The 25,667-nt window shown below is 59.4% G+C and carries 24 protein-coding genes; 9 read left to right on the top strand and 15 right to left on the bottom strand.

The genetic code is table 11. From position 1 onward, the window contains the following. Positions 1 to 91 precede the first annotated feature (91 nt). Positions 92 to 2,017, top strand: a complete 1,926-nt coding sequence (locus POI8812_RS01875; protein WP_108780825.1) for a PhoX family protein — start codon at positions 92 to 94, stop codon at positions 2,015 to 2,017. Between the two features lie 46 nt (positions 2,018 to 2,063). On the opposite strand, the gene POI8812_RS01870 is transcribed toward POI8812_RS01875, so the two are convergent. Genes POI8812_RS01870 through thrC form a run of 3 tightly spaced genes read right to left on the bottom strand, consistent with a single transcriptional unit; the run spans position 2,064 to position 5,332 of the window. Next, the gene (locus tag POI8812_RS01870) at positions 2,064 to 2,687 is read right to left on the bottom strand and encodes a GNAT family N-acetyltransferase (protein WP_108780824.1); all 624 of its coding nucleotides are present in this window, start codon (positions 2,685 to 2,687) and stop codon (positions 2,064 to 2,066) included. A gap of 3 nt (positions 2,688 to 2,690) precedes the next feature. Continuing rightward, positions 2,691 to 3,953 (bottom strand): M16 family metallopeptidase, encoded by a 1,263-nt coding sequence (locus tag POI8812_RS01865; RefSeq protein WP_108780823.1) that lies wholly within the window; start codon positions 3,951 to 3,953, stop codon positions 2,691 to 2,693. Beyond that, a complete protein-coding gene (gene thrC / locus POI8812_RS01860; protein WP_108780822.1) occupies positions 3,950 to 5,332 on the bottom strand; it encodes a threonine synthase in 1,383 nt (460 codons plus the stop codon). The genes POI8812_RS01865 and thrC overlap by 4 nt, the downstream gene beginning before the upstream one ends. A gap of 187 nt (positions 5,333 to 5,519) precedes the next feature. On the opposite strand from thrC, the gene POI8812_RS01855 reads away from it, so the two are divergent. Then, positions 5,520 to 6,911: an FAD-binding oxidoreductase gene (locus tag POI8812_RS01855; protein WP_108780821.1), complete on the top strand. Its 1,392-nt coding sequence runs from the start codon at positions 5,520 to 5,522 to the stop codon at positions 6,909 to 6,911. Positions 6,912 to 7,013: 102 nt separating this feature from the next. Here the strand turns inward: POI8812_RS01855 and POI8812_RS01850 are convergent, their stop codons facing one another. Beyond that, positions 7,014 to 7,550 carry an adenine phosphoribosyltransferase gene (locus POI8812_RS01850; RefSeq protein WP_108780820.1) on the bottom strand — a complete coding sequence of 179 codons (537 nt, stop codon included), beginning with the start codon at positions 7,548 to 7,550 and terminating at the stop codon, positions 7,014 to 7,016. Between the two features lie 273 nt (positions 7,551 to 7,823). On the opposite strand from POI8812_RS01850, the gene POI8812_RS01845 reads away from it, so the two are divergent. After that, the gene (locus tag POI8812_RS01845) at positions 7,824 to 8,000 is read left to right on the top strand and encodes a hypothetical protein (protein ID WP_211310362.1); all 177 of its coding nucleotides are present in this window, start codon (positions 7,824 to 7,826) and stop codon (positions 7,998 to 8,000) included. 86 nt (positions 8,001 to 8,086) lie between these two features. Here the strand turns inward: POI8812_RS01845 and POI8812_RS01840 are convergent, their stop codons facing one another. Further along, on the bottom strand, positions 8,087 to 8,956 hold the full coding sequence (locus tag POI8812_RS01840) for an S-methyl-5'-thioadenosine phosphorylase (protein WP_108780818.1): 870 nt from the start codon (positions 8,954 to 8,956) through the stop codon (positions 8,087 to 8,089). A gap of 1 nt (position 8,957) precedes the next feature. Next, on the bottom strand, positions 8,958 to 9,563 hold the full coding sequence (locus POI8812_RS01835; RefSeq protein WP_108780817.1) for a flavin reductase family protein: 606 nt from the start codon (positions 9,561 to 9,563) through the stop codon (positions 8,958 to 8,960). Between the two features lie 132 nt (positions 9,564 to 9,695). Here POI8812_RS01835 and POI8812_RS01830 point away from each other — a divergent pair, with 132 nt between their 5' ends. After that, the gene (locus POI8812_RS01830) at positions 9,696 to 10,181 is read left to right on the top strand and encodes a GNAT family N-acetyltransferase (RefSeq protein ID WP_108780816.1); all 486 of its coding nucleotides are present in this window, start codon (positions 9,696 to 9,698) and stop codon (positions 10,179 to 10,181) included. 3 nt (positions 10,182 to 10,184) lie between these two features. On the opposite strand, the gene POI8812_RS01825 is transcribed toward POI8812_RS01830, so the two are convergent. Then, complete coding sequence (locus POI8812_RS01825; RefSeq protein WP_108780815.1) at positions 10,185 to 11,705, bottom strand: acyl-CoA synthetase; 1,521 nt, start codon at positions 11,703 to 11,705, stop codon at positions 10,185 to 10,187. Between the two features lie 64 nt (positions 11,706 to 11,769). Further along, positions 11,770 to 12,204, bottom strand: a complete 435-nt coding sequence (locus POI8812_RS01820) for a MarR family winged helix-turn-helix transcriptional regulator (RefSeq protein ID WP_108780814.1) — start codon at positions 12,202 to 12,204, stop codon at positions 11,770 to 11,772. 129 nt (positions 12,205 to 12,333) lie between these two features. Here POI8812_RS01820 and hmgA point away from each other — a divergent pair, with 129 nt between their 5' ends. Further along, on the top strand, positions 12,334 to 13,626 hold the full coding sequence (gene hmgA / locus POI8812_RS01815; RefSeq protein ID WP_245895261.1) for a homogentisate 1,2-dioxygenase: 1,293 nt from the start codon (positions 12,334 to 12,336) through the stop codon (positions 13,624 to 13,626). Positions 13,627 to 13,631: 5 nt separating this feature from the next. Here the strand turns inward: hmgA and betC are convergent, their stop codons facing one another. The 6 genes from betC to POI8812_RS01785 all read right to left on the bottom strand — a co-directional run bounded on the left by betC (position 13,632) and on the right by POI8812_RS01785 (position 20,428). After that, complete coding sequence (gene betC / locus POI8812_RS01810) at positions 13,632 to 15,131, bottom strand: choline-sulfatase (RefSeq protein ID WP_108780812.1); 1,500 nt, start codon at positions 15,129 to 15,131, stop codon at positions 13,632 to 13,634. Positions 15,132 to 15,220: 89 nt separating this feature from the next. Continuing rightward, the gene (locus POI8812_RS01805) at positions 15,221 to 15,847 is read right to left on the bottom strand and encodes a nucleoside/nucleotide kinase family protein (RefSeq protein WP_108780811.1); all 627 of its coding nucleotides are present in this window, start codon (positions 15,845 to 15,847) and stop codon (positions 15,221 to 15,223) included. Between the two features lie 29 nt (positions 15,848 to 15,876). Further along, positions 15,877 to 18,138, bottom strand: a complete 2,262-nt coding sequence (gene ptsP, locus POI8812_RS01800) for a phosphoenolpyruvate--protein phosphotransferase (protein WP_108780810.1) — start codon at positions 18,136 to 18,138, stop codon at positions 15,877 to 15,879. Between the two features lie 92 nt (positions 18,139 to 18,230). Further along, positions 18,231 to 18,500 (bottom strand): hypothetical protein, encoded by a 270-nt coding sequence (locus POI8812_RS01795; RefSeq protein ID WP_146186102.1) that lies wholly within the window; start codon positions 18,498 to 18,500, stop codon positions 18,231 to 18,233. 282 nt (positions 18,501 to 18,782) lie between these two features. After that, a complete protein-coding gene (locus tag POI8812_RS01790) occupies positions 18,783 to 19,169 on the bottom strand; it encodes a hypothetical protein (RefSeq protein WP_146186101.1) in 387 nt (128 codons plus the stop codon). A gap of 8 nt (positions 19,170 to 19,177) precedes the next feature. Beyond that, positions 19,178 to 20,428, bottom strand: coding sequence for an aspartate kinase (locus tag POI8812_RS01785; protein ID WP_108780807.1), 1,251 nt, complete (start codon positions 20,426 to 20,428; stop codon positions 19,178 to 19,180). Positions 20,429 to 20,563: 135 nt separating this feature from the next. Here POI8812_RS01785 and POI8812_RS01780 point away from each other — a divergent pair, with 135 nt between their 5' ends. Further along, positions 20,564 to 21,145 (top strand): DUF4453 domain-containing protein, encoded by a 582-nt coding sequence (locus POI8812_RS01780; protein ID WP_108780806.1) that lies wholly within the window; start codon positions 20,564 to 20,566, stop codon positions 21,143 to 21,145. Between the two features lie 4 nt (positions 21,146 to 21,149). On the opposite strand, the gene POI8812_RS01775 is transcribed toward POI8812_RS01780, so the two are convergent. Beyond that, a complete protein-coding gene (locus POI8812_RS01775) occupies positions 21,150 to 21,590 on the bottom strand; it encodes a DUF1178 family protein (RefSeq protein WP_108780805.1) in 441 nt (146 codons plus the stop codon). 91 nt (positions 21,591 to 21,681) lie between these two features. Here POI8812_RS01775 and POI8812_RS01770 point away from each other — a divergent pair, with 91 nt between their 5' ends. The 3 genes from POI8812_RS01770 (at position 21,682) to pstC (ending at position 25,660) form a co-directional block, all read left to right on the top strand. After that, positions 21,682 to 22,959 (top strand): sensor histidine kinase, encoded by a 1,278-nt coding sequence (locus tag POI8812_RS01770; protein ID WP_108780804.1) that lies wholly within the window; start codon positions 21,682 to 21,684, stop codon positions 22,957 to 22,959. 155 nt (positions 22,960 to 23,114) lie between these two features. Next, complete coding sequence (locus POI8812_RS01765; protein ID WP_245895200.1) at positions 23,115 to 24,107, top strand: substrate-binding domain-containing protein; 993 nt, start codon at positions 23,115 to 23,117, stop codon at positions 24,105 to 24,107. A gap of 176 nt (positions 24,108 to 24,283) precedes the next feature. Continuing rightward, positions 24,284 to 25,660, top strand: coding sequence for a phosphate ABC transporter permease subunit PstC (gene pstC, locus POI8812_RS01760; protein ID WP_108780802.1), 1,377 nt, complete (start codon positions 24,284 to 24,286; stop codon positions 25,658 to 25,660). Positions 25,661 to 25,667: the final 7 nt, after the last annotated feature.

Raw genomic sequence — 25,667 nt, 5'->3', positions numbered from 1 at the left:
GTCTCGCTGTAATCTAGCTGCCATCCGGCTAGGCTACGTACGCTGCCAGCCAAACGGGTCAAATCCCGGTCAGCAACGTGAGAGAGATGAAATGGTTAAAGATCACATCAGCGATATGAGCTTCGACGATTGGGACGAGCAGGCGTTTCCGCGTCCCACCGAGCAGGAGTTCGATCGTGTCGTCGAGAAGGCGATTTCCCGCCGTGGCTTCATGGGCGGCGTTCTCGCCTTTGGGTCCGGCGCCGCGGTCATGGGCTCCGGATTGCTGAACGGCGCGGCTGCGCTTGCCGCGCAAACAAGCCGTTTCGCGTTCGAGCAGCTTGCCCCTCAGACAGACGGCACCGTTCATGTGCCCGAGGGCTATAGCTGGGACGTGATGGTGCGCTGGGGTGACAAGCTGTTTTCGGACGCGCCAGAATTCGACATGCAGTCCGGTGTTCCGACCGAGGGCTCTGACCGTGTGTTTGGTGAGAACACGGATGGGATGGAGTTCTTCCATCGCGGCGGCACACAGCTGTTGGTCGTGAACTCCGAGTATGTGAACACTCGCGTGAACCTGCCGGCTGAGCAGGACGGCAAGCCTGCCTCTGCCGACGACATCACGCGCCTTCAGAACTTCCAGGGCGTGACCGTGATGGAGGTGGCCGAGGGTGAGGACGGCTGGGCCGTCGTTGTGGACAGCCCCTACAATCGCCGCATCCATCACCGCTCTGCCATGATGATTGACGGCCCTGCCGCAGGTCACGACCTGCTCAAGACCGCGGCTGATCCGACCGGCACCCAGTCGCTGGGCACGTTCAACAACTGTGGTTCGGGCCGCACGCCGTGGGGCACCTATCTGACCTGCGAAGAGAACTTCAACGGCTATTTCGGCACGACCGAAGAGTTGGCGCTCGACGAGGTGACCGCCGCTGGCTTCCAGCGTTATGGGGTGCCGACCGACGTAAGCGAGGGTCGCTACAACTATCACGGCTTTGATGAGCGCTTCGACCTGTCGAAGAACCCCAATGAGCCGCATCGCGCAGGCTACATTGTCGAGATCGACCCGTGGAATCCGGATGCGACGCCGATCAAGCACACCGCCCTTGGCCGTTTCAAGCATGAGAACGCCGCATACGCCCTGGCCCCCGATGGACGTGTCGTTGTCTATATGGGCGACGATGAGCGTGGGGAGTTCATGTATAAGTGGGTGTCCGAGGATATCTACGTGCCGGGCGGCGACACCTCCACGTTGCTGTCCAAGGGTCAGCTCTTCGCGGCCAAGTTCAACGATGACCTTACCGGAAGCTGGCTGGCGTTGACCCCGCAGGCGACAGGCATGACGGAAGCAGAGATTTCGATCTTCACCCGTATGGCGGCCTCTGCCGTGGGCGCGACCACGATGGATCGGCCTGAGTGGATTGCAGTGAACCCCACGATGGTCGAGGCTTATTGCTGTCTGACCAACAACTCGCGCCGTGGCGCGCTGAACGACGATGGCTCTGTGCGTACCAACGCAGGCGGTGAGGCGATGGTCACGAACGCACCGAACCCGCGGGAGATCAACCGCTACGGTCAGATCGTGCGTTGGAAACCGCATGCTGACGATCATGGCCGCGCGACGTTCGATTGGGACCTTTATGTCATGGCGGGCAATCCGACCGTGCACCCTGAAGGCCCCTATGCCGGAACCGCGAATATCAACGAGGGCAATCTGTTCAACTCCCCTGATGGGATGCAGATCGACAGCTCCGGCCTGCTGTGGATCCAGACCGATGGCGATGATGACAACGAAGGCGATTTCGCGGGCATGGGCAACAACCAGATGCTTGCGGGTGATCCGGTGACGGGTGAGATTCGCCGCTTCCTGACCGGTCCGAACGGCTCGGAAGTGACCGGTCTGACCTGGTCGGCAGATCGACGCACGATGTTTGTTGGTATTCAGCACCCTGCGGCACCGTTCCCCGATGGTGAGGGTAATCTCCCCCGCTCTTCCATCGTCGTGGTCAAACGTGACGACAATGCTCTGATCGGGTGATCACACTATCTGCTCCGGCTGCTGCGTTAGCGGCCGGAGCAAACCCCTAACCCAGCAGCTCACCTGGTGAGATGGGTTTGCCCGGAAGACGATCTGCACTTCGCCTTTCCGCATCAAGATGGGCATAGATGCAATGGGTCCGCCACTGGCCTGCAATCTGCAGATAGCTTTGCGCATAGCCCTCGAAGGCAAATCCGCATTTTTCAAGCAAGCGCTGTGAGGGCTTATTCTCTGGCAGGCACCCGGCCTGAACGCGACCAAGCGCCATTTTGCGGTGGGCGTGGTCGACCACGGCGGAAAGGGCCTCGGACATGTAGCCCTGCTGGGCGAAGGGCTCTCCAATCCAGTAGCCAACAGTCGCATAGCGTGCTGGGCCGCGCTGAATGTTGTCGAGCGTGATTGCGCCCAGAAGCCGGTCATCGTCCCTCGCGAACAGGAATAGCGGAACGGCGCGGTCGGTCTTGATCGCCTGAGCCGCGTGGCGGACGCGTGAGCGAAACGCGGAAACGCTGAGATGATCGCGAGAGCGGACAGGCTCCCACGGATCGAGAAAGGCCGCTCCGTCACGGCGCAGGATCACCCAGTCACGATGATCGTCCATGACTGGGGGGCGCAGGTAGAGCCGTTTGGTATGCAGAACCAATCGCGGTTTCGCACCCAGTCCGAACATGGCTTAAGCCGCGAGGCGGTGGGTCAGATCGTCGAGCGGGGCCAAACGTTCCACCGGCCCATAGGACGCCATTGCGACCCGGCCGGCATCTGCAATTCGCCCGGCATGATCCATGACAGAGCGTGCATTCACCGCGTCGATCTTTTCGATCGTCTCTTCCAGCGTCGGGATTCGGTCCCAGATCGCCAAGAGGCGCGCCATCCGCTCTGCCCTGCTGGACGGGCTTTCGAGGCCCATGAGCAGCCCCGCCTTCATCTGTGCTTTGGCCCGGCTGATTTCAGCCTCGCTCATATCCGACGTTGCGCGACGCAGCTCGTCGACTGTCAGCTCTGCCAGCTCGCCCACCTGCTCTGCACTGGTGCCCGCATAGATGGTCAGCATACCGGTGTCGGCATATGCACCGGGTTGGGAGAAAATCGTATAGCACAAGCCGCGCTTCTCGCGTGCTTCCTGGAACAGGCGAGAGGACATTCCGCCGCCCAGAACCGTTGCGTAGACCTGGCTGTCATAGATGTCGTCGGCTCGATACCCAGAGGTTTCGAGGGCAAAGGTGAAGTGGGCCTGCTCAAGCGCCTTCACTTCGCGAAGCTCTCCACCCGCAAACGCGGCAGGTGTCTGTACGGGGCGGTTGCGCGGAACCAGATGGCCGAAAGCGACTTCGGCCATTCGGACAATTTCGTCGTGGTCAACTGCGCCAGCTGCCGAGATGATCAGGCTTTCCGGGCCATAGTGGCTGGCGACGAACCGTTCGAAATCCGGGCGACCAAAGGCGTTCACGCGCTCCGACGGGCCGAGGATCGTGCGCCCGAAGGGTTGGCCGGGATAAGCCGTTTCCTGAAGCCAGTCGAAAATGATGTCGTCCGGTGTGTCGAGGCTTTGCCCGATCTCCTGCAGGATTACGCCACGCTCAACCTCAATCTCACGCGCATCGAAGGCAGGATTGAGAACGATGTCCGAGATAACATCGAAAGCCAGTTGTACGTCTTCTTCGAGAACGCGGGCATAGTAGGCCGTCATTTCACGTGACGTGTAGGCGTTGATATAGCCGCCGACATTCTCAATCGCCTCGGCAATATCGAGGGCAGAGCGTCGGGCTGTGCCCTTGAACGCCATATGCTCAAGGAAATGAGCAATGCCGTTTTGATCATCCGCTTCATGCCGTCCACCGGCCGTGACCCACACGCCCAAGGAAGCACTTTTCAGACCGGGCATATGCTCGGTCACGATACGGACGCCATTGGCGAGGAGGTGCAGTTCGACGGTCATCTATGCTGTTCGATATGGGCCTGCAGGGCTGCGAGGTCGGCCGGAAGCCGGGTCACCCGCTCTATGCGTTCATACAGGTCCGCCATACGCGCTGGCAAGGCGGGGCGGATGCCCGTTGCTGCCTCGACCGCGTCGGGGAACTTTGCCGCATGCGCCGTTGCAAGTGTTACCATTGGGGCAGTTCCGGACTGCTCGCGGGCGATCTTCGTGCCAATGGCCGTATGTGGGCAGAGGATTTGGCCGGTCGCCTTTGCCATATGGGTGATTTCGGCTGAGGTTTCGTCCTCACTCACGCGGCCGCTGTCGAACTCTTCCAGCAAACGGTCAAGCGCGCCTTGTGACAGGGTAAAGCGGCCATCTTCCTTCAACTCGGTCATAAGCTGGGTCACGGCCTCCCCCTCACGATCATAAAGATCGAAGAGCAGCCGTTCGAAGTTGGAGCTGACCTGAATGTCCATTGATGGAGAGATCGACGGAGTGACGCCCTCTTTCTCATGCCGGCCAGTGACAAGGGTGCGGTGGAGGATATCGTTCTGGTTCGTCGCAATGATCAGCCGCTCAATGGGAAGGCCCATCCGCTTGGCCACGTAGCCTGCGAAGATGTCTCCGAAATTGCCGGTTGGTACGGTAAAGCTGATGCTGCGATCCGGTGCGCCAAGCGCCACGGCGGAGGTGAAGTAGTACACCACTTGCGCCAGCACCCGTGCCCAGTTGATGGAGTTGACGCCCGCGAGGTGCACACGATCCCGGAAGTCGAGATCGTTGAACATGTCCTTAAGCAGCGCCTGACAATCGTCGAAATCGCCGTCAATGGCGAGCGCGTGCACATTGCTTTCGGACGGTGTCGTCATCTGGCGACGCTGCACCTCACTGACCCGTCCGTGGGGGTACAGGATGAAGACATCAACGGCTTCCAACCCGCGGAACGCTTCGATTGCTGCCGATCCGGTGTCGCCTGAGGTCGCGCCGACGATCGTCACGCGCTTGCCAGACCGGGTCAATGACGCTTCGAACATCTGTCCGATCAACTGCATGGCGACATCTTTGAACGCCAGCGTCGGACCGTGGTGGAGTTCGAGCAGCCAATCATTCGGACCGGTCTGGATCACCGGACAGCGGACATCATGACCGAAGGACGCATAAGCGCGGTCGATGATGGCGCGGAACTCCTCGTCCGTGAACGTGTCTCCGATGAACGGACGCATGACCCGGAACGCGACCTCCTCGTAAGACTGCCCGGCCAGTGCGGCAATTTCATCGGTGACCATCTCTGGCCAGCTTTCGGGAAGGTAGAGCCCGCCGTCCCGCGCAAGGCCGGTGAGCATCGCTTCTTCAAAGCTCAGGGTCGGGGCCTGGCCCCGGGTGGAAATATAGCGCACGGCATCCCCCGTCTGTCTGGTGCAGCACCAATAACGGCAGGCGCAGCAGCGTGAAAGACGCGAATCCGTCCTTGCACGTCGCTGATGGTCAAATTCTGCGGCTTTATTGTGCCCGAAACAGGAAAGTGCGCGCATTCGCTCTCGATCCGGGGATGAAACCGGTGCGGACGCAGGGTATAGGCAAAGTATGACCGACTTTCTGAATGATCTGCCCGACCTCACCTTGTCCGTTCCCACGCAGGCCTATCTGGAAGAACCGCGTGGCCGCTATCAGGGGCGGGGTCTGACGGTTGCCAAACCTGCAACGGTCGACGCGGTCGCAGCCGTGCTTACGCGCTGCAATGCGCGGGGCGTCGGTGTGATCCCATGGGGTGGGGGAACAGGGCTCGTTGGGGGGCAGGTGAGCGAAACCCGTGATTGTGTGATCCTGTCGCTGGAAAAGCTGAACCGCGTGCGGGACTGCGCGCCGGGCGATGCGACACTGACCGTTGAGGCCGGTGTCACACTGGCTGAGGCGCAAGCAGAAGCGGCGAAGGTGAACCGGCTGTTTCCATTGTCCATCGCTTCCGAAGGTTCTGCGCGGATCGGTGGGGTCTTGGCCACCAATGCGGGTGGCGTGAATGTTCTGCGCTACGGGAATGCACGCGACCTTGTGCTGGGTATCGAGGCTGTTTTGGCGGATGGAACGATTGTCAGTGACCTCAAGAGGTTGCGGAAGGACAATACGGGATATGATCTTCGCCATTTGCTGATCGGTGCAGAGGGCACACTTGGCGTGATCACGGCGGCAAGCCTGCGCCTGATGCCAATCCCTGCGGAAAGATCTACGGCGTTTCTGGCGGTGGAAAGCCCCAAGGCCGCCCTGAATCTGCTGGCAGATATGCAGGGACGGTTGGGTGAGAGCATCTCAGCCTTCGAACTGATCCACCGGCAAGGGCTCGACTTTCTGGCGGAACATTTCCCGGCGATGCGGCATCCACTGGAAAGCCGCCCGGACTGGATGGTGCTGGTCGAGATTGGTGGCTCTAAGGGCAGTGCGGCCGCATTCGAGACGGCGCTGGAGGCCGCGTTCGAGGCGGAGCTGGTCTCCGATGCCGTATTGGCACAGAGCGATGGGCAACGTCAGGCGCTGTGGGACATTCGGGAGACGATCCCCGAGGGCAACCGCCTGACCGGTTCCATCTCGTCCCACGACATTTCAGTTCCTCTGTCCCGTTTGCCTGAATTCATTGAGCGCGCGGGTGTGGCGGTGCGCGCCATCGCGCCGGACGCGCGCATCAATTGCTTTGGCCATGTGGGGGACGGGAACCTGCACTACAACGTCTTCCCCGCACCTGGTCGTATGAAGGCTGACTATGTGAACATGCGTGGTCAGGTGCAGACAGCGGTGCATGAAGTGGCTGACGCACTCGACGGATCGGTGAGTGCCGAACACGGGATCGGTCGTCTAAAGGTAGGTGATCTTGAGCGGTTTGGCGATCCGGGCAAGCGGATTGCGATGCGCGCGATCAAGGCCGCACTCGATCCGAATGGAATTATGAACCCCGGGGCGTTGTTTGACGGCGCCCCGCTTGGGTAGGCAAGGCGCCGCCACAGGCAGTGCCTGACAAGCAACAAATCCGGTCGCCCGGATGCGGCGATCTAGCAAAACCATCGTTAGCAAAAGGTTAAAGCCTAGGGCTCAATCCCCCTCAAACGCGCAGAGTGCGTGAACGTCGACACCCATCTTTTCGAGCCGTGTGCGTCCGCCAAGATCGGGCAAATCGACAACGAATGCACATCCCGCAACCTTGCCGCCCAGCCGTTCCACCAAGCTGATCCCGGCTTCCGCAGTTCCGCCTGTCGCCAGAAGATCGTCCACAATCAGAACGGTTTCGCCCGGTTGCAGCGAATCTGTGTGGATTTCGACCGTCGCCGTTCCGTATTCGAGTGCGTAGTCCTGTGCGATGCGGTCATGAGGCAGCTTGCCCGCCTTACGAATAGGGATGAAGCCGATGCCCAGTTGGTGTGCGACGGCCCCACCCAGTATAAAACCGCGCGCTTCTAGTCCGGCAACGCGGTCGATGGGCATTCCAGCGAACGGATGCAGTAGCATGTCCACAGCCATGCGAAAGCCGCGTGCATCGTTGAAAAGCGTCGTGACATCCCGAAACATGATCCCCTCGTGAGGGAAATCTGGAATTGTCCGGATGTAGTCTTCAATTTGATTGTTCTTCACAACAAACCCTCCGCGTTTCGCCCTGTTTGGCGGGCGGAGGGCAGTGTTGCAAGACTTAGCGCAAGCGGTCGCGGAACTTGCGATAAAGACGACCGGAGAGCCACGGGAGGTGCGGCTTGTTCCAGTCTCGACGGTCCCGAAGGACAAGTGCCTGTGCAGCGATGATATTCATGTCAAACCTACTCTTTCCCGGACCCCCCGAATCGGGGCATTCTATTTTTTGTAGATCAAATGTATATACATTGCCTCTACAAGCAAGGCCGGGGACAGAAATTGAACAAGAAATCCGATAAAAAGTCCGACAAAAAGGGCAAAAAATCGTCTCAACTCGTCATCCGGGTGGAGAAAGATGAGCGGGATGCCTTTGTGAGCCTCTGTGAAGATATGGACACGAGTGCTGCGCGGGAAATCCGTCACTTCATGCGCGATTTCGTGAGGAAAAACAGCTAATTGTCACGCACTCGTGTCGCTGCGCCAACCCTCTGAAGGCGCAAACGAGCCGACTTGTAATCTGAGGAACTGACGTAGAACTGGTGCTAGTTCAGCACACGACCTGCAATTGGCTGAAGTTTTTTCACAAATTCTGGGTCTCGTGCCTCTGGTGCGGTGATCAAAGCGGTTTCCAGCGCACGATCGCAGCCGCAAGGGCAAACGTCACGCTGAGCCGCCAACCCTTTTGCCAGATGGACGACGGTACTGCGCGCGCGGTCGGCGTTGCCCATAAGCGTGCGCACGATATCTGCCACTTCGACCGCATCATGATCGGGGTGCCAACAGTCGAAATCGGTCACCATCGCGACTGGTGCGTAGCAAATCTCGGCTTCACGGGCGAGTTTTGCCTCCGGCATATTGGTCATGCCGATCACATCACAGTTCCATACCTCGCGATACAGCCGGGATTCGGCCAGTGTTGAGAACTGCGGACCCTCCATTGCAAGGTAGGTGCCGCCGTCATGAACGTTGGCGCCCGATTGCCGCGCGGCGTCGCTGACCATTGCGCTAAGGCGTTTGCACGTCGGATGCGCCACGCTGACATGCGCGACGCAGCCTGGGCCGAAAAAGCTCTTCTCGCGCGCGAAGGTCCGATCGATGAACTGGTCGACCATCACGAAGTCACCGGGCGGCATATCCTCGCGAAAGCTGCCAGTGGCAGAGAGACTGACGATGTCGGTAACGCCCAACTGCTTTAGCGCGCAAATGTTGGCTTTGTACGGAACAGAGGACGGCGTGTGGACATGGCCGCGCCCATGACGGGGCAGGAATACGAGTTGAAGGCCGTCCAACGTCCCAGTGAAGAGCGCGTCTGACGGCGCACCGAATGGTGTTTCCACGGATCGCCATTCCGCGTTCTGCAGTCCCGCAATCTCGTAGAGACCCGAGCCGCCGATAATTCCAAGCACTGTCATGTCATTCCCCCGGCCGTTTCAGGCTGAAGCGCTCGCGAACTGTGGTGTAGTCCCGATAGCCCATGCGTGCGAGGGGATTGAACGCCATCACATCAAAGATGCCATCCACCAGGCAATCATCCCGCAGGTGTACACCGACCACTTCACCGAAGACGGTATAGTTCGCCTCTCCTGGCAGTTTTACGATTTGGGTCAGTTTGCATTCCAAGGACGCCGGCGCGCCGGACACGCGTGAACAGGCGATCTGTTCACAACTCGACCGTTCGAGACCCGCAAGCGTGAATTCGTCCGTTTCGCGCTCGTAGGGACCGGATGAGACATTCATCGCGTCGCGCATCTGATATTCGACGATGTTCACACAGAACACTTCAGTGTCTCGTATATTGGCGACAGTATCCTTCGTGCCATCCCGATCAGGTTTTGCCGAGGTGCTGGCGAACATCACCTGTGGTGGTTCATAGGCGACAGCGTTGAAGAAGCTATAGGGTGCGAGGTTTTCCGACCCATCAGTGCCCCGTGTTGAGATCCACCCGATCGGGCGAGGCGTGACGATGGCGTTGAAAGGGTTGTGCGGCAGGCCGTGGCCGTCTTCCGGTCGATAGAACATGCGGTATCCTTGGCTTGGCAGGCGATTGATCCCGTGCTACCGGAGTGAAATGTAACTGAAAAGGGTTCAGACGGATGCTGCGACGAGGGTGAGAACGAGACGCTTCTTTTTCTCCCGTCAAGGACCCTGCATTTGACCCGCCTTCTTCCCGAACTGCCCGCTGACCAGCTTGAGGTCGAGTATCTCTATGATACGGCCTTTGCCCCTGGGCGCACCGCCTTGTCCTCCTACCGCTTGCGGGCTGGCCCCCCTGTCGCTGGGCTGAGTTGGCTTGTGCGCGACGATTATGACGCCGTGAATGCGGCGATCCGTTATTGGCCGGTGCAGGTCTCTGGCGCGCAGTGCCTGCTATTGGGACCGGTTGCCGTTCACCCGACCTGTCAGGGGGAAGGATTGGGCAGTCTGCTGATGCAACACTCCCTGACCGAGGCGGCTCGGCTGGGTTGGAGCCGCGTGATCCTGGTCGGGGATGAACCCTATTACCGGCGGTTTGGGTTCCGGCGGGATTTGGCAATGGGGCTCGACTACCCCCCGCCGACAAACCTGGATCGCCTTCTCGCATTGGAGCTTGCGCCTGGCGCGATGGATGGTGTTGTTGGGATGGTGGAGCCCGCCTAGCCACTATCGGTAGTACGCATCCCTAAGGACCCGCTTCATTAGCTTGCCAGTTTCAGTACGTGGTAGGGCAGGGGTAAATTCGATGGACCGCGGGCACTTGATGCCGGAGAGCGCGGCCCTGCACCATTGCGCGAGCTGTGAATCAATGTCCGCCGGTGCGTCTGCGGGGGCGAGCAGTTCGACGACAGCGTGCACGGCCTCACCCAAATCAGGATCAGGAATGCCGAAGACTGCTGCGTCTCGAACCAGCGGATGCATGATCAGCCGATCCTCGGTCTCTTGAGGATAGACGTTCACGCCACCTGTGATGATCGTGAAGGCCCGGCGGTCGGTGAGGTGCAAAAAGCCATCTGCATCCAGATAGCCCACATCGCCAAGGGTGCTCCAACCTTCGGGATGATGGGCGGCTGCCGTTTTCTCCGGGTCGTTGTGGTAGGAAAATTTCAATCCCGCATCGAAATAGACATCCCCGGTTTGCCCGTTCGGAAGTGGACTGCCCGTCTCATCAACAATGACCACGCGGCCCAGCAGCGGTTTGCCGACCGTGCCCGGATGTGCAAGCCAATCAACCGTGTCACAGATCGTCACGCCGTTCCCCTCGGTCCCGCCATAATACTCGATCAAGATTGGCCCCCACCACTCTATCATCGCTTTCTTCACCTCAATGGGGCAGGGGGCGGCCACGTGGATGGCACAGGTCAGTTTTGACACATCGTTCCGGGTACGTGTGGCGTCGGGCAGTTTCAGCAACCGTACGAACATGGTCGGCACGACTTGGGTATGGGTAATCTCATAGTCTTCGAGGGCTGAGAGGAATGCGTCTGGCGCAAACTTCTCCATGATGACGACCCGAGCGCCATACATCAGTGCGGAACTGGCGACGGCCAGTGGGGCGGAGTGATACAGCGGGGCCGGGGAAAGGTAGGTGCTGTTCTCATCCATCCCACCCATTTGCAGGCAGACGACTTGCATCATCGGATGGATGCCTTCGATCGGTCCCCCATCGAAGACGCGTTTGATCCCCTTTGGGCGGCCCGTAGTGCCGGAGGAGTAGAGCATATAGTGCCCCTTGGCCTCGTCCCTGATCCGCGTTGTGGGCAGGGGGTCGCACAGCGCCTGCCAGCTTTCAAAGTCGTCTTGCGCAATGTCGACGGTGAAACAGCGTAGGCTTTGATCAGCGGCTATTGGGCGTGCAGCCTCTATCGTCTGATCGGACGCGATGAAGATTTTGGCCCCACAATCACTGACAATGTATCCCGCCTCATCTGCCCCAAGGTACCGGCTGATCGCGGTGAAATAGACACCCGCACGTTGGCAGGCAAAGTATATCTCTAGAAGTTCCGGTCGGTTCTCAAGCAGCACTGCAATGTGATCGCCCTGTTCTATCCCCAGCGCGCGCAGCGCCTGTGCGCCGCGATTGGAGGCATCGTCCAGTTGGCGGTAGGTTCGGGTTGCACCACTGCCCACCATCTCGATCGCGATCTTGTCCGGCGTTCGTTCGGCATGCTGATAGATGTGGCTCATTGCGGCCATCCTCCCCGGCTTTTTCTTTATAGTGCATGGGAGGAGCATCTGCGCCAAGCATCCGTCAGCGGGGCTGGCTTGCCATCATATCCAGAAATTTGCGGATCGTGGCGCGTTCGTCTGTGCTGAAGGGCTCCATCAACCTTGTGTGGTAGCGCTGCGCCTCGCCGATCAGGTCCTTGAACGCAGATTGCCCACCGCGTGTGAGCGAAAGAACCTCGTGCCGACGATCAGTCTCGAGCGTGGTTCGGGTCAGGAACCTGCGCGCTTCCAACGCGGCCACCGCGCGGCTTACTTTTGTCTTATGCAGGCTTGCCCGATGGCAGATTTCCTTGGCTGTCAGATCCCCATATCGGCCCAGATGGAACAGCACCCGCCATTCGGTGCGCAGCATGCCGTATCGGTCGGCATAGTGGCGCTGAAAGCCCTTACTGGTGCCCTCGGCGGCGCGGTTGAGCATATATGGCATGAAGCCGTTGAGATCGAATTGGTCGTTCATGGGCGTCGCGTAGCGGTTGATAGTTACATTTGCAACCAATATTGCGATCTCAACTGAACAGAGGAGCACGACGTGACTTCCAAGACATTCAAGATCGCACCTGATGCGGGTGGCACGACCCCCGGCTACATGCCCGGTTTTGGCAACGACTTTGAGACGGAGGCGCTGCCCGGCGCGCTGCCGCAGGGCATGAATTCACCGCAGAAAGTGAATTACGGTCTGTATGGGGAGCAGCTTTCGGGCACCGCCTTTACCGCGCCCAGCCATCAGAACGAACGGACATGGTGCTATCGCATCAGGCCATCGGTAAAGCATTCCGGGCGCTACGCCCGTCTCGATCTGCCGTACTGGAAGACCGCGCCGCATGTGCCAGACGGGGTCACGAGCCTTGGCCAATATCGTTGGGACCCGGTGCCCCATACGGGTGAGGCGCTGACCTGGCTGACCGGCATGCGCACCATGACCACGGCGGGTGATGTGAATACGCAGATCGGCATGGCGAGCCATATCTACCTTGTCACAGAAAGCATGGTGGACAGCTACTTCTACAGTGCTGACAGCGAATTACTGGTCGTGCCGCAGGAGGGACGACTGCGCTTTTGCACCGAGCTCGGCATCATCGACCTCGCCCCGCAGGAGATCGCGATCCTGCCGCGCGGTCTGGTCTACCGCGTCGAGGTGCTGGAGGGGCCGTGCCGGGGCTTCGTCTGCGAGAATTACGGGCAGAAGTTCGACCTGCCGGGGCGCGGGCCCATCGGGGCGAACTGCATGGCGAACCGGCGCGACTTCAAGACGCCAGTGGCTGCCTTCGAGGATCGAGAGGTGCCCTCCACCCTGACAATCAAGTGGTGCGGGCAGTTTCATGAGACGCGGATCGGGCACAGCCCGCTCGATGTTGTTGCCTGGCATGGCAACTATGCCCCGGTGAAATATGACCTAACGACCTATTGCCCTGTCGGTGCGGTCCTCTTCGACCATCCCGACCCGTCGATCTTCACAGTGCTCACTGCGCCGAGTGGCGTGGAGGGGACAGCGAATATCGACTTCGTGCTGTTCCGCGAGCGCTGGATGGTGGCCGAAAACACCTTCCGTCCGCCGTGGTACCACAAGAACGTGATGTCCGAGCTGATGGGCAACATCTATGGCCAGTATGACGCGAAGCCGCAGGGCTTCGTCCCCGGCGGGATGAGTCTGCACAACATGATGTTGCCCCACGGCCCGGATCGCGAAGCGTTCGAGGGGGCGAGCAATGCGGACCTGGCACCGCACAAGCTCGACAATACCATGTCCTTCATGTTCGAAACCCGTTTTCCCCAGCATCTGACGGAGTTCGCAGGGAAAGAGGCCCCGTTGCAAGACGACTATATCGACTGCTGGAAGAGCCTGGAGAAGAAGTTCGACGGCACACCGGGGCTGAAGTAGCCGCTCTACTCGCCGCGCGGGAACCGCTGACCCTCTTCCACATCGTTGAGGTCCATGTGGTTGCGCATGAACCTTTCAGAGGCAAGGCGCAGGGGCTGATAGTCCCATGGGTAGTATGCACCGTTGCGCAGCGCTTCGTAGACGATCCAGCGCCGTGCCTGTGACCGACGGACTTCATCATCGAAGCGCGACAGGTCCCAACGATGATCCGCGAGATCCCGTAAGCGGGTGAGCGCATCTGCATGGGCTGGTTCGTTCGCCAGGTTCGTCAGCTCATGCGGGTCATTTTCGAGATCGAAGAGTTGTTCGGGGTCGAGCTCACAGCGAACATACTTATAACGCTCGTCCCGCAGGCAAATGAGCGGCGCATAGGAGGCCTCAGCGGCATATTCGATGGCCACTGGTCCGCGCGTGGTGCTTCCATCCACGACGCTGAACAAGCTCTTGCCTTCGGTCCACGGCGCTGTCTCTTCCATGCTGACGCCTGCCAGCTGAGCGAGGGTGGGGCAAACGTCAATGGTAGATACGGGCGTGCTGACATGACCTGGTGCCATTCCGGGGGCTGCGATCATGAGTGGCACGCGAGAGGAACCCTCGAACATACTCATCTTGAACCACAACCCGCGCTCCCCCAGCATGTCGCCATGGTCAGAGACGAATAGGATCGCGGCCTCCTGACGGGTCCGCTCCAGCACGTCGAGGATCTCTCCCACTTTGTCGTCAAGGTACGAGATGTTGGCGAAGTAGGCGCGGCGCGACCGGCGGATGTCATCCTCAGTGATGTTGAAGCTGCGCCAGTCATTTGCGTCAAAGATGCGTTTGGAGTGGGGGTCGTGATCCTCGTAGTCCATCGCCGGGACCGGCGGCAGAAGATGCTCGCAATCCTCGTAAAGGTCCCAGTACTTCCGCCTTGCCACATAGGGGTCATGGGGGTGGGTGAAGCTGACGGTCAAGCACCAGGGCCGATCATCCTTGCCGCGCGCAAGGTCGTAGAGTTTAGCGCAGGCGTTGAAGGCAACCTCGTCATCATATTCCATCTGATTGGTAATCTCGGCCACGCCCGCCCCGGTGACAGAACCCATATTATGATACCACCAATCAATGCGCTCACCCGGCTTGCGGTAGTCGGGTGTCCAGCCGAAATCGGCAGGATAGATGTCGGTGGTCAGACGCTCTTCAAAACCATGCATCTGATCGGGGCCGACGAAATGCATCTTGCCGGATAGGCAGGTGTAGTAGCCCGCCCGCCGCAGGTGATGGGCATAGGTTGGCAGATCCGCCGGAAATTCCGCCGCGTTGTCGTAAACGCCTGTCACAGATGGCAATTGCCCCGACATGTAGCTTGCCCGTCCGGGCGCGCAAAGCGGTGAGGCGGTGTAGCAGTTCTCAAACCGGGTGGAACGTTCGGCAAGGCGCTTAAGGTTTGGGGCATGCAGAAAATCTGCCGGTCCATCCGGGAAAAGCGTTCCATTCAACTGGTCGACCATCAGGATGAGGATATTCATTGGCAAATTCGCATATGTTGTGACGGGGCTATGCGGTGCCATTTACCAACAATGCGATTGGTGCAACCTGCGAATTCCGACTGACGGTCTTACCGAACCGTCAAATCAGCAAACATGCTGTGCTCGATCACCGCTCTTGCGTTGGGCAGGTCGTTGGAGCGTGCCCGGGCAACGGCGTCTTCCGGTGGAAGGCCATGCGCTTCCCAACGCTCGACGAGCCGCCGCTCAAGCTCTTCAAAAGGGACGTACAGCATGATCGTCATATCCCAATAGGACGTCATGCTCTGCCATTCAGGCTGACCGAGCAGCAGATAGTTTCCCTCAACGATCACGACCTCGGTATCAGGTGCAAGTGCACCGGCGCCTGCGATGGCGCAATCCATTCTGCGGTCAAAAAGCGGGTAGTACACCTCGTCATCCTGCGCGAGGGCTGGCAGCAGGCGCAGAAGGCCTGCCGCGTCGAAGGTGTGGGGCGCACCTTTCCGTGCCAGATCCCCCCGCGGCGCGATGATACGATTGTCGAGATGAAAACCGTCCATTGGCACAACTGCTGCCTTGGTGCCATCTTCTGTCAGCTTACCGGCCAGCGCTTCACCCAGTGTTGATTTGCCGGAGCCGGGTGCGCCAGCAAGAGCAATCAGCTTGCGTCGTTGCCTGGACGCCGTCGCGCGCACCTGCATTGCGATCGCGCTCAAGTTCGGATCCCATGACGTCATCGGGTCGGTTCCTTCGGTTTTCGCGTATCTCAGGAGGTTTCGAGCCCCTGCTTTCGCAGCCACGCTTCGACAACAGGGCGGGCTGATTGCTCCCCCCTTGCAGCGGCTCCGTCGATGACGCGGCGTAGGTCATCAAGGTTGATCTGGCGTAGCATGTGCTTGACCGGCCCGATGCTGGCCGGTCGCATGGACAAAGTGCGCAGTCCCATCGCGGCAAAACAGGCGGCCTCCGTCGGTCGCCCGGCATCTTCACCACAGAAACTGACGGGCGTGCCGTGGGCTGTGCAGCGATCAACGATCTGTCCGATGAAACTGAGATAACTGATGTTGAGCGTGTCATATCGCCGGCGCACACGCTCATTTTCCCGATCGGCGGCAAAGAAGAACTGTTTCAGGTCGTTGCCGCCGATGCTGACGAAATCCACCATTTTAAAGAATGCGTCCGGGGCAAAGGCCAGAGATGGGGTTTCAAGCATCGCACCGATTTCGACGTTCGACGGTAGCGTGTGGCCCAGCGCGCGCTCTTTCTCAATTTCGTTGAGCACCAATTCGCGCGCTTCGCGATACTCATCAAACTGCGCAACCATCGGGAACATCAAGGCCAGTGGTCGCCCATTCGCTCCACGGAGCAGGCTTTGCAGCTGCATGCGCATCACGCCCTTGCGGTCCAAGCCCAGCCGGATGGCACGCCAGCCCAAGGCCGGGTTCGGCTCATCCGCTGGGCGCATATAGGGCAGCACCTTGTCAGACCCGATGTCCAGCGTGCGGAAGACAACCCGTTTGCCCTGGCCCGCGTCGAGAATCCGGGAATAAAGTGCTGCCTGCTCTGACCGTCGTGGCACTTTCGAACGGATCAGGAACTGAAGTTCGGTTCGGTAGAGGCCAACACCCTCCGCCCCGGATCCCTCCAGCGAGGGCAGGTCGGCCATCAGACCCGCATTCATGTTGAGCGAAACAGTCGACCCGCATCGCGCGGTTGCAGGAAGTTCCCGGAGCGCGGCGTATTGCTGCTGCGCCTCTTCACGCATGGCGACCTTTTCGCGGAAGGCGGTCCTGACACTGTCTTCTGGTCGCAGGTGGACAAAACCTTCATCGCCATCGATGAGGACAGTGTCGCCATCCACGGCGTCCCGTGTGATACGGGTTGCCTGAACAACAAGAGGGATCGCAAGGGCACGCGCGACGATCACCGCATGGGAGGAGACAGCGCCCTCCTCCAGGATGACGCCGGAAAGTGCCTTGCCATAATCAAGCAACTCTGCCGGACCGATATTGCGCGCGACCAGGATCGCGTCGTCCGGCATCTCCCTATTGGCGGACTGGCCGGACAAAAGGCGCATCAATCGGTTCGACAGATCGTCAAGGTCGTGAAACCGTTCGCGTAGGTACGGATCCGACATCCGCGCCATCCGTTGCCGGATCGCCGATTGTTCCTTTTCAACAGCGACTTCCGCCGCCAAGCCTTCGGATATGCCCTGCTCGATTCTTGTAATCCAGCCTCGGTCGCGGGCGAACATGGCATAGGTCTGAAGGATCTCGGCCGCTTCATTCTGCTCGCTCACCGCTTCGGTGCCGAGCATGCGGTCAACCTCACCCCGCAGCCTTTGCAGGGCGTGGTGTAGTCGGGTCTGTTCGGCTTCGGGGTCGTCGCTGACCGGATCGGCGATGACGATATGAGGGTCGTGCAGCATCACGGTACCCTCTGCGACGCCCTCCTGCCCGCGGACGGCTCGGATGAAGACCGGGTTTGTGTGGGTTGCGGCAAGGCGCATCGGCTCTTCTTCACCGGTGAATGCGCCTGCTTCCGTCATCTCGGCAATAACCATGGCGATGATCTCTAGCCCGTGAAGATCATCCTCGGAGAACTTCCGCTCTTCCTTGTTCTGCACGACCAACACGCCGAGGCATTCGCCAAGCCGTTGGATTGGGACACCCAGAAAGCCGGAATAAATGTCCTCGCCGGTTTCCGGCATATAGCGGAACCCCTTGGTTTGGGGTGCATTCGCGGTGTTGACCGGTTCGCCCGACTGGGCGACGCGACCGACCAGACCCTGTCCAAGCTTCAAGCGCGTCTGATGGACGGCATCGGCATTCAGGCCCTTTGTCGCGCAAAGCTCCAACTGTCGTTCGTCTCGGCGCAAATAAACCGAACAGACCTCAGTCTCCATCGTCTCGGCAATCACGCGGACGATCTTGTCCAGACGCTCTTGCGCACCCTCCCGGCTGGCAAGCACATCGCGCAGTTTTTGAAGCAGGACGCGAGAAGAGGCGCCGCGGGCCGGTGCGTTCATGTCGGTGGGCCTTCGCTCGAACGGTTTGGAAGAGGATAGTGAGGTGTGACCAGTGTCTCAAGTGAAGGTTGTGTTGCGCGAACCTGCTCTCGTCACGGAATTTCGGCGCTTGCCTTGGTCGCTTCGATCCGCCAGGTCCAGCAAAAGGCGATCAGGTAGACCGCCTCGACCGACGAGGCTGTAAGGTGCAGCGGTCCCGCAAAGCCGCGCGTGACCTGCCAAAGGCCGAACACCAACATCGCTGTCATCGCGAGGGCTGAACTTTTCAGGACGGCGATGCGCGTGGGGCGGTGATGCGTGTCTCGGGTGAACCAATAGATCATGCCCAAAGCGGCGAACAAAATGGCAGCGCGTCCGGACATCAGATTTGCCGACTCTGATTGGGGGACGCCAAAGAGCTGTAGGACCAGGCCGGGGATAAGAAGGTAGGACAAGGACAGGAAGACCGCGATCCCAGCGGAGAGCATACAGACGGATCTGTAAGTTGGGGTCACGCTGCGAACGCTCCATTCTGATGCGGTGAGGATCACCACGGACTTCTGCCTATGGCAAAGTCTCTACCGGACAAATCGGGGAAATCCAGTCGGTTGAGCCACTAAGTATTCAGAATTGCACATAAAATTTGCTGTATTTCGTGCAAATTGCTACACAGATCGGCCATCCTTTGCCGATTTTAGGCAGTTTAGGTAGGCCATGAGGAAAAGCCCCTCACCGACCAGAGCGACCGCAACTCCGAACCCGACCTGCTTTGTCACAGCATGAAACACACCGACTGCAATCAGGGAGCCCATCGTTGCGATCAGAGATTTCAACGTCAGGACTTTTGCTTCATTTGTTCTGACGCTGCGGCCAAACCAGGAAAGTGCGGCCAGACCCACAAACAGCGCAGCCGCTCGATTGGACATGACGGTTGCATCATCGCTGCCGGGCAGGCCGAAAAGCAGAAATATCACCTCTGGCGCAGCGATCAGAAAAAAGGCGAGTGCGCCAAATAGGGACGCACTCGCCAACATGATCTTCGAATAAGTCAAAGCCAAACTCAGCCAGCTTTCTCCAGCCCAAACGCATCGTGCAGCGATTGAACGGCAAGCTCCAGATAGCGGCGGTCAATCAGGACGCTGACCTTGATCTCTGAGGTGGTGATGACCTTGATATTCACATTCTCGGCGCTCAACGCGGCGAACATCTTGGACGCGATTCCTGCATGGGAGCGCATGCCAATGCCAACAATCGAAACCTTGGAGACATCTTCGTCGGTTTCGAGGTCGTCATAGGTCAGTGTGCCGGCTGCTTTGCCATCTTCCAGCGCCTTCACGGCGACTGCGACCTGATCGACCGGGCAGGAGAAGGTGATGTCAGTGAACCCTTCCGCAGAGATGTCCTGAATGATCATGTCGACATTCACGCCTGCATCGGCGAGGGGGCCAAAGACACTTGCCGCAACGCCCGGCTGATCAGCCAGATGGCGCATGGTGATCTTTGCTTCGTCGCGGCTGAAGGCGACACCGGAGATGACGTTGGCTTCCATGATTTCATCCTCATCGCAGACGAGCGTTCCCGGCTCATCGGAAAAACTGGACCGCACGGCGAGGCGGACCTTGTGGGCCATGGCCAACTCGACCGAGCGGACCTGAAGGACCTTTGCGCCCAAGGATGCCAGTTCCAGCATCTCTTCATAGGCAATGCGGTCCAACTTTCGGGCCTTCTTCGTGATGCGTGGATCAGTGGTGTAGACCCCATCCACGTCCGTATAAATATCGCACCGCTCGGCCCCCAGCGCGGCAGCAAATGCCACAGCAGTTGTGTCGGAGCCGCCGCGACCCAAGGTCGTAATCCGGCCTTCATCGCTTAACCCCTGAAACCCAGCGATGACGGCATGGACGCCTTGCTCAAACTTTGCGTCGAGATTTGCGGTGTCGATCTCGGTAATCCGGGCCACACCATGGGCTGAAGTCGTGCGCACAGGGACTTGCCAGCCTAGCCAGCTCCGGGCGTCCACGCCAAGTTCTTGCAGGCAGAGCGCCATCAGACCGGCTGTGACTTGCTCTCCACTGGCAACAACTGAGTCGTATTCACGCGCATCATAGAAGCTGCGCTCGTTCGTGCCGGGCTTGGTCGAGGCGTCTCGGACCCAGCCAACCAGTTCATTCGTCTTGCCGGACATGGCAGAGACGATGACGGCCACGTCGTAGCCTGCGTCAATCTCCCGTTTGACCTTGGATGCCGCATTGCGAATACGATCAATGTCGGCCACCGAAGTGCCGCCGAATTTCATCACGAGGCGGGGCATGAGAGACGTCCTTAATGCAGATTGCGCCGCGTCTTAGCCCGCACGGTGCTGCGCTGCAAGTGCGACGCCATTTCGCAAGACTTTCCACGGCGGTTCGGTATTGTTGGGGCGCCAGGGCGAAGGGGACGAAAACCTATGAAAATGATCGCAATCTGCGTCGCATTGGTGCTGACACCATTAAGCGCTTTGGCCGACAGTTTCTGCGAAGACCTTTGGTTCACGCGGAACGCTCTGGCGGACCGCGGTGGCTATTGTTTTTCGAGTACGCTGGGTAGGGCTGTTTTCGACAATGACGGATGTACCGGATCAACTTCTGCTCTCGCGGCCAATGACCGTGCAGTTGTGAGCCGCATTGTTGAGTTGGAAGCTGAAGCACAATGCGCCGTTGATACAGAGGCTCAGGGTCTCGATCTCCCCGATTTGCCATGGCGTCGAACGATGATTGATCTTCCGGTCGCTGATGGTGCTGAAAGCGGTTGTCTGGGATGGCGCGGAGGGCGTGCCCTGCTGCACGCTGGGGCTGGCGCCTTCTCACGTGTCACAGGCTCGATCGAGCCAGGCGATGTCATTATTTCTGCCCATGAGGCAATCGAGTCGAATGCCGGCGGACGCTGGATCTATGTCACAGTTCATCCGCGCACTGCTGCCGCCGATCCCGTTTCGGCTGGCTGGACGGACGAAGCAATTTTTTCAGATTGCTCTTCTGTGGCGGGGTAGCGTTTCAGTTCGCTTTTGTCGGTCCAAAGGGTAGCGGCATGATCGGAATTTCGTCCTCCACCAGATCGCGCACCTCATCCGCGCTGGCTTGACCCCAAATGGGTCGGTCGTCGATTTCACCGTCATGCATCGCACGAGCTTCTGCCGCAAAGGAACTTCCGACAAAATCCGCTTCCGCTTCCACCTTCTCGCGCAAAGCGCGGATTGCCTGCTCAGCCGGGCTTGCCGGGGCAGAGAGCGGCCCATCATTTATCGGTTCAGCTGGAGGTGTAGGAACCGATCCAGTGGAAACGCTTGGCGCCATGATAGCTTTCTGGACATCCGCATCGCCACACACGGCACACGCAATGTGCCCGGCCTGTTGAAGCCGGTCAAAGGTCGCGCTGTCTGCAAACCAGCTTTCGAAGCTATGGCCCTGCGCGCATTTGAGTGTGTAGCGGATCATCCGCCATTCCCTCCACGAATTCGCGCTCTTTAAATATATGACGTTTGGGTGAAAGCAATGGCGCTTCTAGCCGCGCCCGGACGCCGTTAAGATGAGGTCGGGCACGAGCATGCAGGAAGGTGGGCGGACGATGCAGCGGAACTGGCGCGGATTTTTTGCCGTCATCATTTCGGCGGCCATCGCGGCTGCATTGACCCGTATGGAGCTTCCACTGGTGTTGGTTCTCGCACTCGCCATGTTTGCCGGCGGCGCGCTGCTGCTCGTATTGGACCCGACGCATTCGGAAGACGAAATGACCCTGCAGGCGCAAGAGGCCGATCTGCCCAGTGGATTTGGCCGTGCATTGCTGGACAACATTCCGTCCCCGGTCTTTGTCATAAACGAACGGGGGCGCGTGGCTTACGCCAACCGGCCGATGCGTTCCCTTGTCCCTCGGGCGGAGCCGGGCCTTCATTTCTCCGCCATCTTCCGGGCTCCACGCTTTGTTGAAGCGGTTAACAAGGCGTTCAATTCGTCCCCGGTACGGGACATTGACTTTTCCGCGCTCTTTGGGGGAACCGAACGTGTGCTCAATGCGCATATCGCTCAACTGCCGCCCGTATCGGATTTTGGACCCGGCGCGCAGGTCTTGGTTCAGATTGCCGACCTCTCGGACCAGCGCGCGACCGAGGTTGCCCGAACTGATTTCATCGCCAACGCAAGCCACGAGTTGCGGACACCGCTTGCCTCGATCCTTGGATACATTGAGACCTTGCGGGGACATGCCAAAGATGACCCCGAAGCACGGGCGCATTTTCTTGGGATCATGAACAGTCAGGCGCAGCGAATGCAGCGTCTGGTCGAAGACCTCATGTCTCTGACCCGGATCGAGATGGCGGCGCACAGCTCGCCCTCGGAAATTTGCGATCTCTACGACACGACGCGCGAAGCTGTGCGCGCGCTACAACCCCTGGCCGAGAAAATCGGAGCGGAGCTGAACCTCGCGCTGCCGGAAGAGGATCTTGCCCTGATTGCCGATCGCGACCAGATCGCACAGGTGATCACCAACCTGACAGAGAACGCGCTGAAATATGGCGGGCAGGGGGTCAGTGTCACGGTAAGTGCTGCAAGCAGCGTGCCGCCGCGACCAAGGATGGTCGGCATTGCCATTGAAGATACGGGCCCAGGCATCGCGAGGGAACACCTTCACCGCTTGACCGAGCGGTTCTATCGCGTGTCCGCCAAGAAGAGTAAGGAGCAGGGGGGCACCGGGCTGGGCCTCGCAATCGTGAAACACATTCTAGCGCGACATGGCGGTGAGCTGGCTGTTGAGTCGGAGCTTGAGCAAGGAAGTTCGTTCACGATCTGGCTGCCTGTGTCACAGAACTAGTTTTCAATAAAATGGCATAATTAAATCAGACGCTTAAACTGTCATATTTCCGATAACGACCAACGCTAAAACAACGGCAACCACGGGGAATCACCTGGGGTGTCCGCGCGATGCACGACGCATTGCACACCAAAATCGAAAATGGAGTTCACGCTGTGAATACCACCAAGTTTGTCGCCCTCGCCGCTGCTGGCCTCATGGTCGCGGGTGCAGCTTCCGCCCAGTCTCGCGATCAGATTCAGATCGTCGGTTCCTCGACCGTTTTCCCGTTCTCCACGGCTGTCGCTGAGCGCTTTGGCAACACGACTGATTTCAACACGCCGATCGTTGAGTCCACCGGCTCTGGCGGCGGCTTCCGCCTGTTCTGTTCCGGTGTCGGCACCGAGCATCCCGACATCACCAACGCGTCCCGCGGCATGAAAGCGTCTGAGTTCGAGACCTGTCAGGAAAACGGCGTAACCGATGTGACGCAGGCGCGTATCGGCTTTGACGGCATCGTTCTCGCGAACGCCAACTCCGCACCCGTTTATGACCTGACCATCGGTCAGATCTGGCAGGCACTGGCCGCTGACGGCCCGCTGCCCACGATGTGGAACGAGATCGACCCCTCCCTCCCGGCTGTTGCCATCGAAGTGTTCGGCCCGCCGCCGTCCTCCGGCACACGTGACGCGTTCGAAGAGCTCGTGATGGAAGAGGGTTGTGAGACCGTCGAAGGCGCGAACTGCGAAGATTCCGCTCACATCCGTGAAGATGGCGTCTATGTTGATGCAGGTGAGAACGACAACCTGATCGTGTCCCGTCTGGAAGCGAACCCGCAGGCCATCGGCATCTTTGGCTTCTCCTTCCTCGACCAGAACACTGACGCCATCCATGGTTCGCTGATCGGTGGCGTTGAGCCGACCTTCGACAACATTGCTGACGGCTCCTACCCGGTGTCCCGTTCGCTCTACTTCTACATCAAGAACGCGCATGTTGGCGTTGTTCCGGGTGTCCAAGAATTCGCGGACCTCTTCATGTCTGAGAACATGGTTGGTGAGGATGGCATTCTGCTCGACATCGGTCTGATCCCGCTGCCCGAGGAAGAGTACCTGGACGCACAATCCGTGGTGAACAACCTCACCGTGCTGACTGCGGCTGACTTCGAATAATCGACGTCCCGCGCACTGTGCGCGCACAGATTTGGTCAGGGGCATCCGACGGGTGCCCCTGATCGCATGAAGAGTGACACGAAAATTCCGGGTCAATGTCACAGAGACGTCTTTGACTTGAGCTTTTTTTCGTGCAGGTAGCGCGGCAAGCGTGCCTGACGGATGGAGATCGGCTGATGCTGTTGTTTACGTTTATTGCAATCGCCCTGTTGGCGCTGGGCGGCTACATGCTGTCCCGCGGTCGTGCGATCGCCTTGGCGGATGGGCGTCTTGCGCGCCTGCATTCAAGGCCAAGCTATCACGGTCTTTATTCCCTCTTGTGGACGGCTCTGGTCGGCATCGCCGTCCTGCTGATCGTGGGGGAAGGATGGCTCTTCCTCAATCAACAATTGTTTTACGGGATGATCGCGGATGCTCTGCCCGATGAACCGTTCATCGCGCACCAGTTGGTTCTGTCGGATGCCCGCGCCATCGCCGCCGGTCAGGTTGCCTCAACGACCGATGCTTTGCGCACCGAATTGGCCGACACGATCGCGTCGATGGAATCCCTTCGCATCTGGGTGACGTGCGGCCTTGCGCTCCTCTCTGCCGGGGCGGCGTGGTTTCTGACCTACAGCCGTATCTCGCTGGAATGGCGGGCCCGCAACCGGTCAGAACAGATCATTCAGGTGATCCTTGCCGTTTGCGCCGTCATCGCGATTCTAACGACCATCGGCATTGTGCTCAGCCTGATCTCCGAAACGCTGAACTTCTTCTCAAAGATTGGTTGGCGGGTCGATATGTACCTGTTCGGTACAACTTGGTCGCCGCTGTCCGGTGTTAGCGCCGGTGCATTGGACCCAGAAAAGGTCGGGGCCGTCCCGCTGTTTGCGGGCACATTCATGATCACAATCATTGCGATGTTGGTTGCCGTGCCGGTTGGTCTTTTCGCGGCGATCTACCTATCGGATTTCGCATCGAAGCGGACACGCAGCTGGGCCAAACCGATGCTCGAAGTTCTCGCGGGCGTTCCAACGGTCGTTTACGGCTTCTTCGCCGCAATCACTGTGGCGCCTGCAATTCGGGACGCGGGCACATTCCTGGGCCTGAATGTCGACAGCTCGTCTGCCCTCGCGGCTGGCACGGTCATGGGGATCATGATCATTCCATTCATCTCTTCATTGTCGGATGATGTCATCAACTCGGTTCCGCAGTCCTTGCGCGACGGGTCGTATGGCCTCGGCGCGACCAAGGCCGAGACGATCCGCCAGGTTGTCTTGCCTGCCGCGCTTCCTGGTATCGTTTCTGCAATCCTGCTGGGTATCTCCCGCGCTGTGGGCGAGACGATGATTGTGGTCATGGCTGCGGGACAGGGGGCAAACCTGACGTGGAACCCGCTGGAGGCTGTGACGACCGTCACAGTGCAGATCGTGATGCTCTACACCGGTGACACCGACCTTGAGACGGCGTCCGGCCCGGTCTTTGCGCTCGGCTTCACGCTGTTCTGCGTCACCTTGCTTTTGAACGTGGTCGCCTTGCGCATCGTGCGCCGCTACCGCGAAATGTATGATTGAGGACGGC

The organism is Pontivivens insulae (genome assembly GCF_900302495.1).
GTDB classification, from domain to species: Bacteria; Pseudomonadota; Alphaproteobacteria; order Rhodobacterales; family Rhodobacteraceae; genus Pontivivens; species Pontivivens insulae.
This window is presented reverse-complemented; position numbering and strand designations above follow the sequence as displayed.

What these genes read in the sequence shown, in the direction of transcription:
- ptsP (WP_108780810.1), bottom strand. Translation starts at nt 18,138, where the DNA reads ATGAACGCACCGGCCCGCGGCGCCTCTTCTCGCGTCCTGCTTCAAAAA.
- POI8812_RS01785 (WP_108780807.1), bottom strand. Translation starts at nt 20,428, where the DNA reads ATGCCCCGCCTCGTGATGAAATTCGGCGGCACTTCGGTGGCCGACATT.
- POI8812_RS01870 (WP_108780824.1), bottom strand. Translation starts at nt 2,687, where the DNA reads ATGTTCGGACTGGGTGCGAAACCGCGATTGGTTCTGCATACCAAACGG.
- POI8812_RS01865 (WP_108780823.1), bottom strand. Translation starts at nt 3,953, where the DNA reads ATGACCGTCGAACTGCACCTCCTCGCCAATGGCGTCCGTATCGTGACC.
- POI8812_RS01875 (WP_108780825.1), top strand. Translation starts at nt 92, where the DNA reads ATGGTTAAAGATCACATCAGCGATATGAGCTTCGACGATTGGGACGAG.
- POI8812_RS01795 (WP_146186102.1), bottom strand. Translation starts at nt 18,500, where the DNA reads ATGTCCGGACGCGCTGCCATTTTGTTCGCCGCTTTGGGCATGATCTAT.
- POI8812_RS01825 (WP_108780815.1), bottom strand. Translation starts at nt 11,705, where the DNA reads ATGAGCCACATCTATCAGCATGCCGAACGAACGCCGGACAAGATCGCG.
- betC (WP_108780812.1), bottom strand. Translation starts at nt 15,131, where the DNA reads ATGAATATCCTCATCCTGATGGTCGACCAGTTGAATGGAACGCTTTTC.
- POI8812_RS01840 (WP_108780818.1), bottom strand. Translation starts at nt 8,956, where the DNA reads ATGACAGTGCTTGGAATTATCGGCGGCTCGGGTCTCTACGAGATTGCG.
- POI8812_RS01775 (WP_108780805.1), bottom strand. Translation starts at nt 21,590, where the DNA reads ATGATCCGCTACACACTCAAATGCGCGCAGGGCCATAGCTTCGAAAGC.
- POI8812_RS01770 (WP_108780804.1), top strand. Translation starts at nt 21,682, where the DNA reads ATGAGGTCGGGCACGAGCATGCAGGAAGGTGGGCGGACGATGCAGCGG.
- pstC (WP_108780802.1), top strand. Translation starts at nt 24,284, where the DNA reads ATGCTGTTGTTTACGTTTATTGCAATCGCCCTGTTGGCGCTGGGCGGC.
- POI8812_RS01805 (WP_108780811.1), bottom strand. Translation starts at nt 15,847, where the DNA reads ATGACGTCATGGGATCCGAACTTGAGCGCGATCGCAATGCAGGTGCGC.
- POI8812_RS01820 (WP_108780814.1), bottom strand. Translation starts at nt 12,204, where the DNA reads ATGAACGACCAATTCGATCTCAACGGCTTCATGCCATATATGCTCAAC.
- POI8812_RS01855 (WP_108780821.1), top strand. Translation starts at nt 5,520, where the DNA reads ATGACCGACTTTCTGAATGATCTGCCCGACCTCACCTTGTCCGTTCCC.
- POI8812_RS01780 (WP_108780806.1), top strand. Translation starts at nt 20,564, where the DNA reads ATGAAAATGATCGCAATCTGCGTCGCATTGGTGCTGACACCATTAAGC.
- POI8812_RS01835 (WP_108780817.1), bottom strand. Translation starts at nt 9,563, where the DNA reads ATGTTCTATCGACCGGAAGACGGCCACGGCCTGCCGCACAACCCTTTC.
- hmgA (WP_245895261.1), top strand. Translation starts at nt 12,334, where the DNA reads ATGCCCGGTTTTGGCAACGACTTTGAGACGGAGGCGCTGCCCGGCGCG.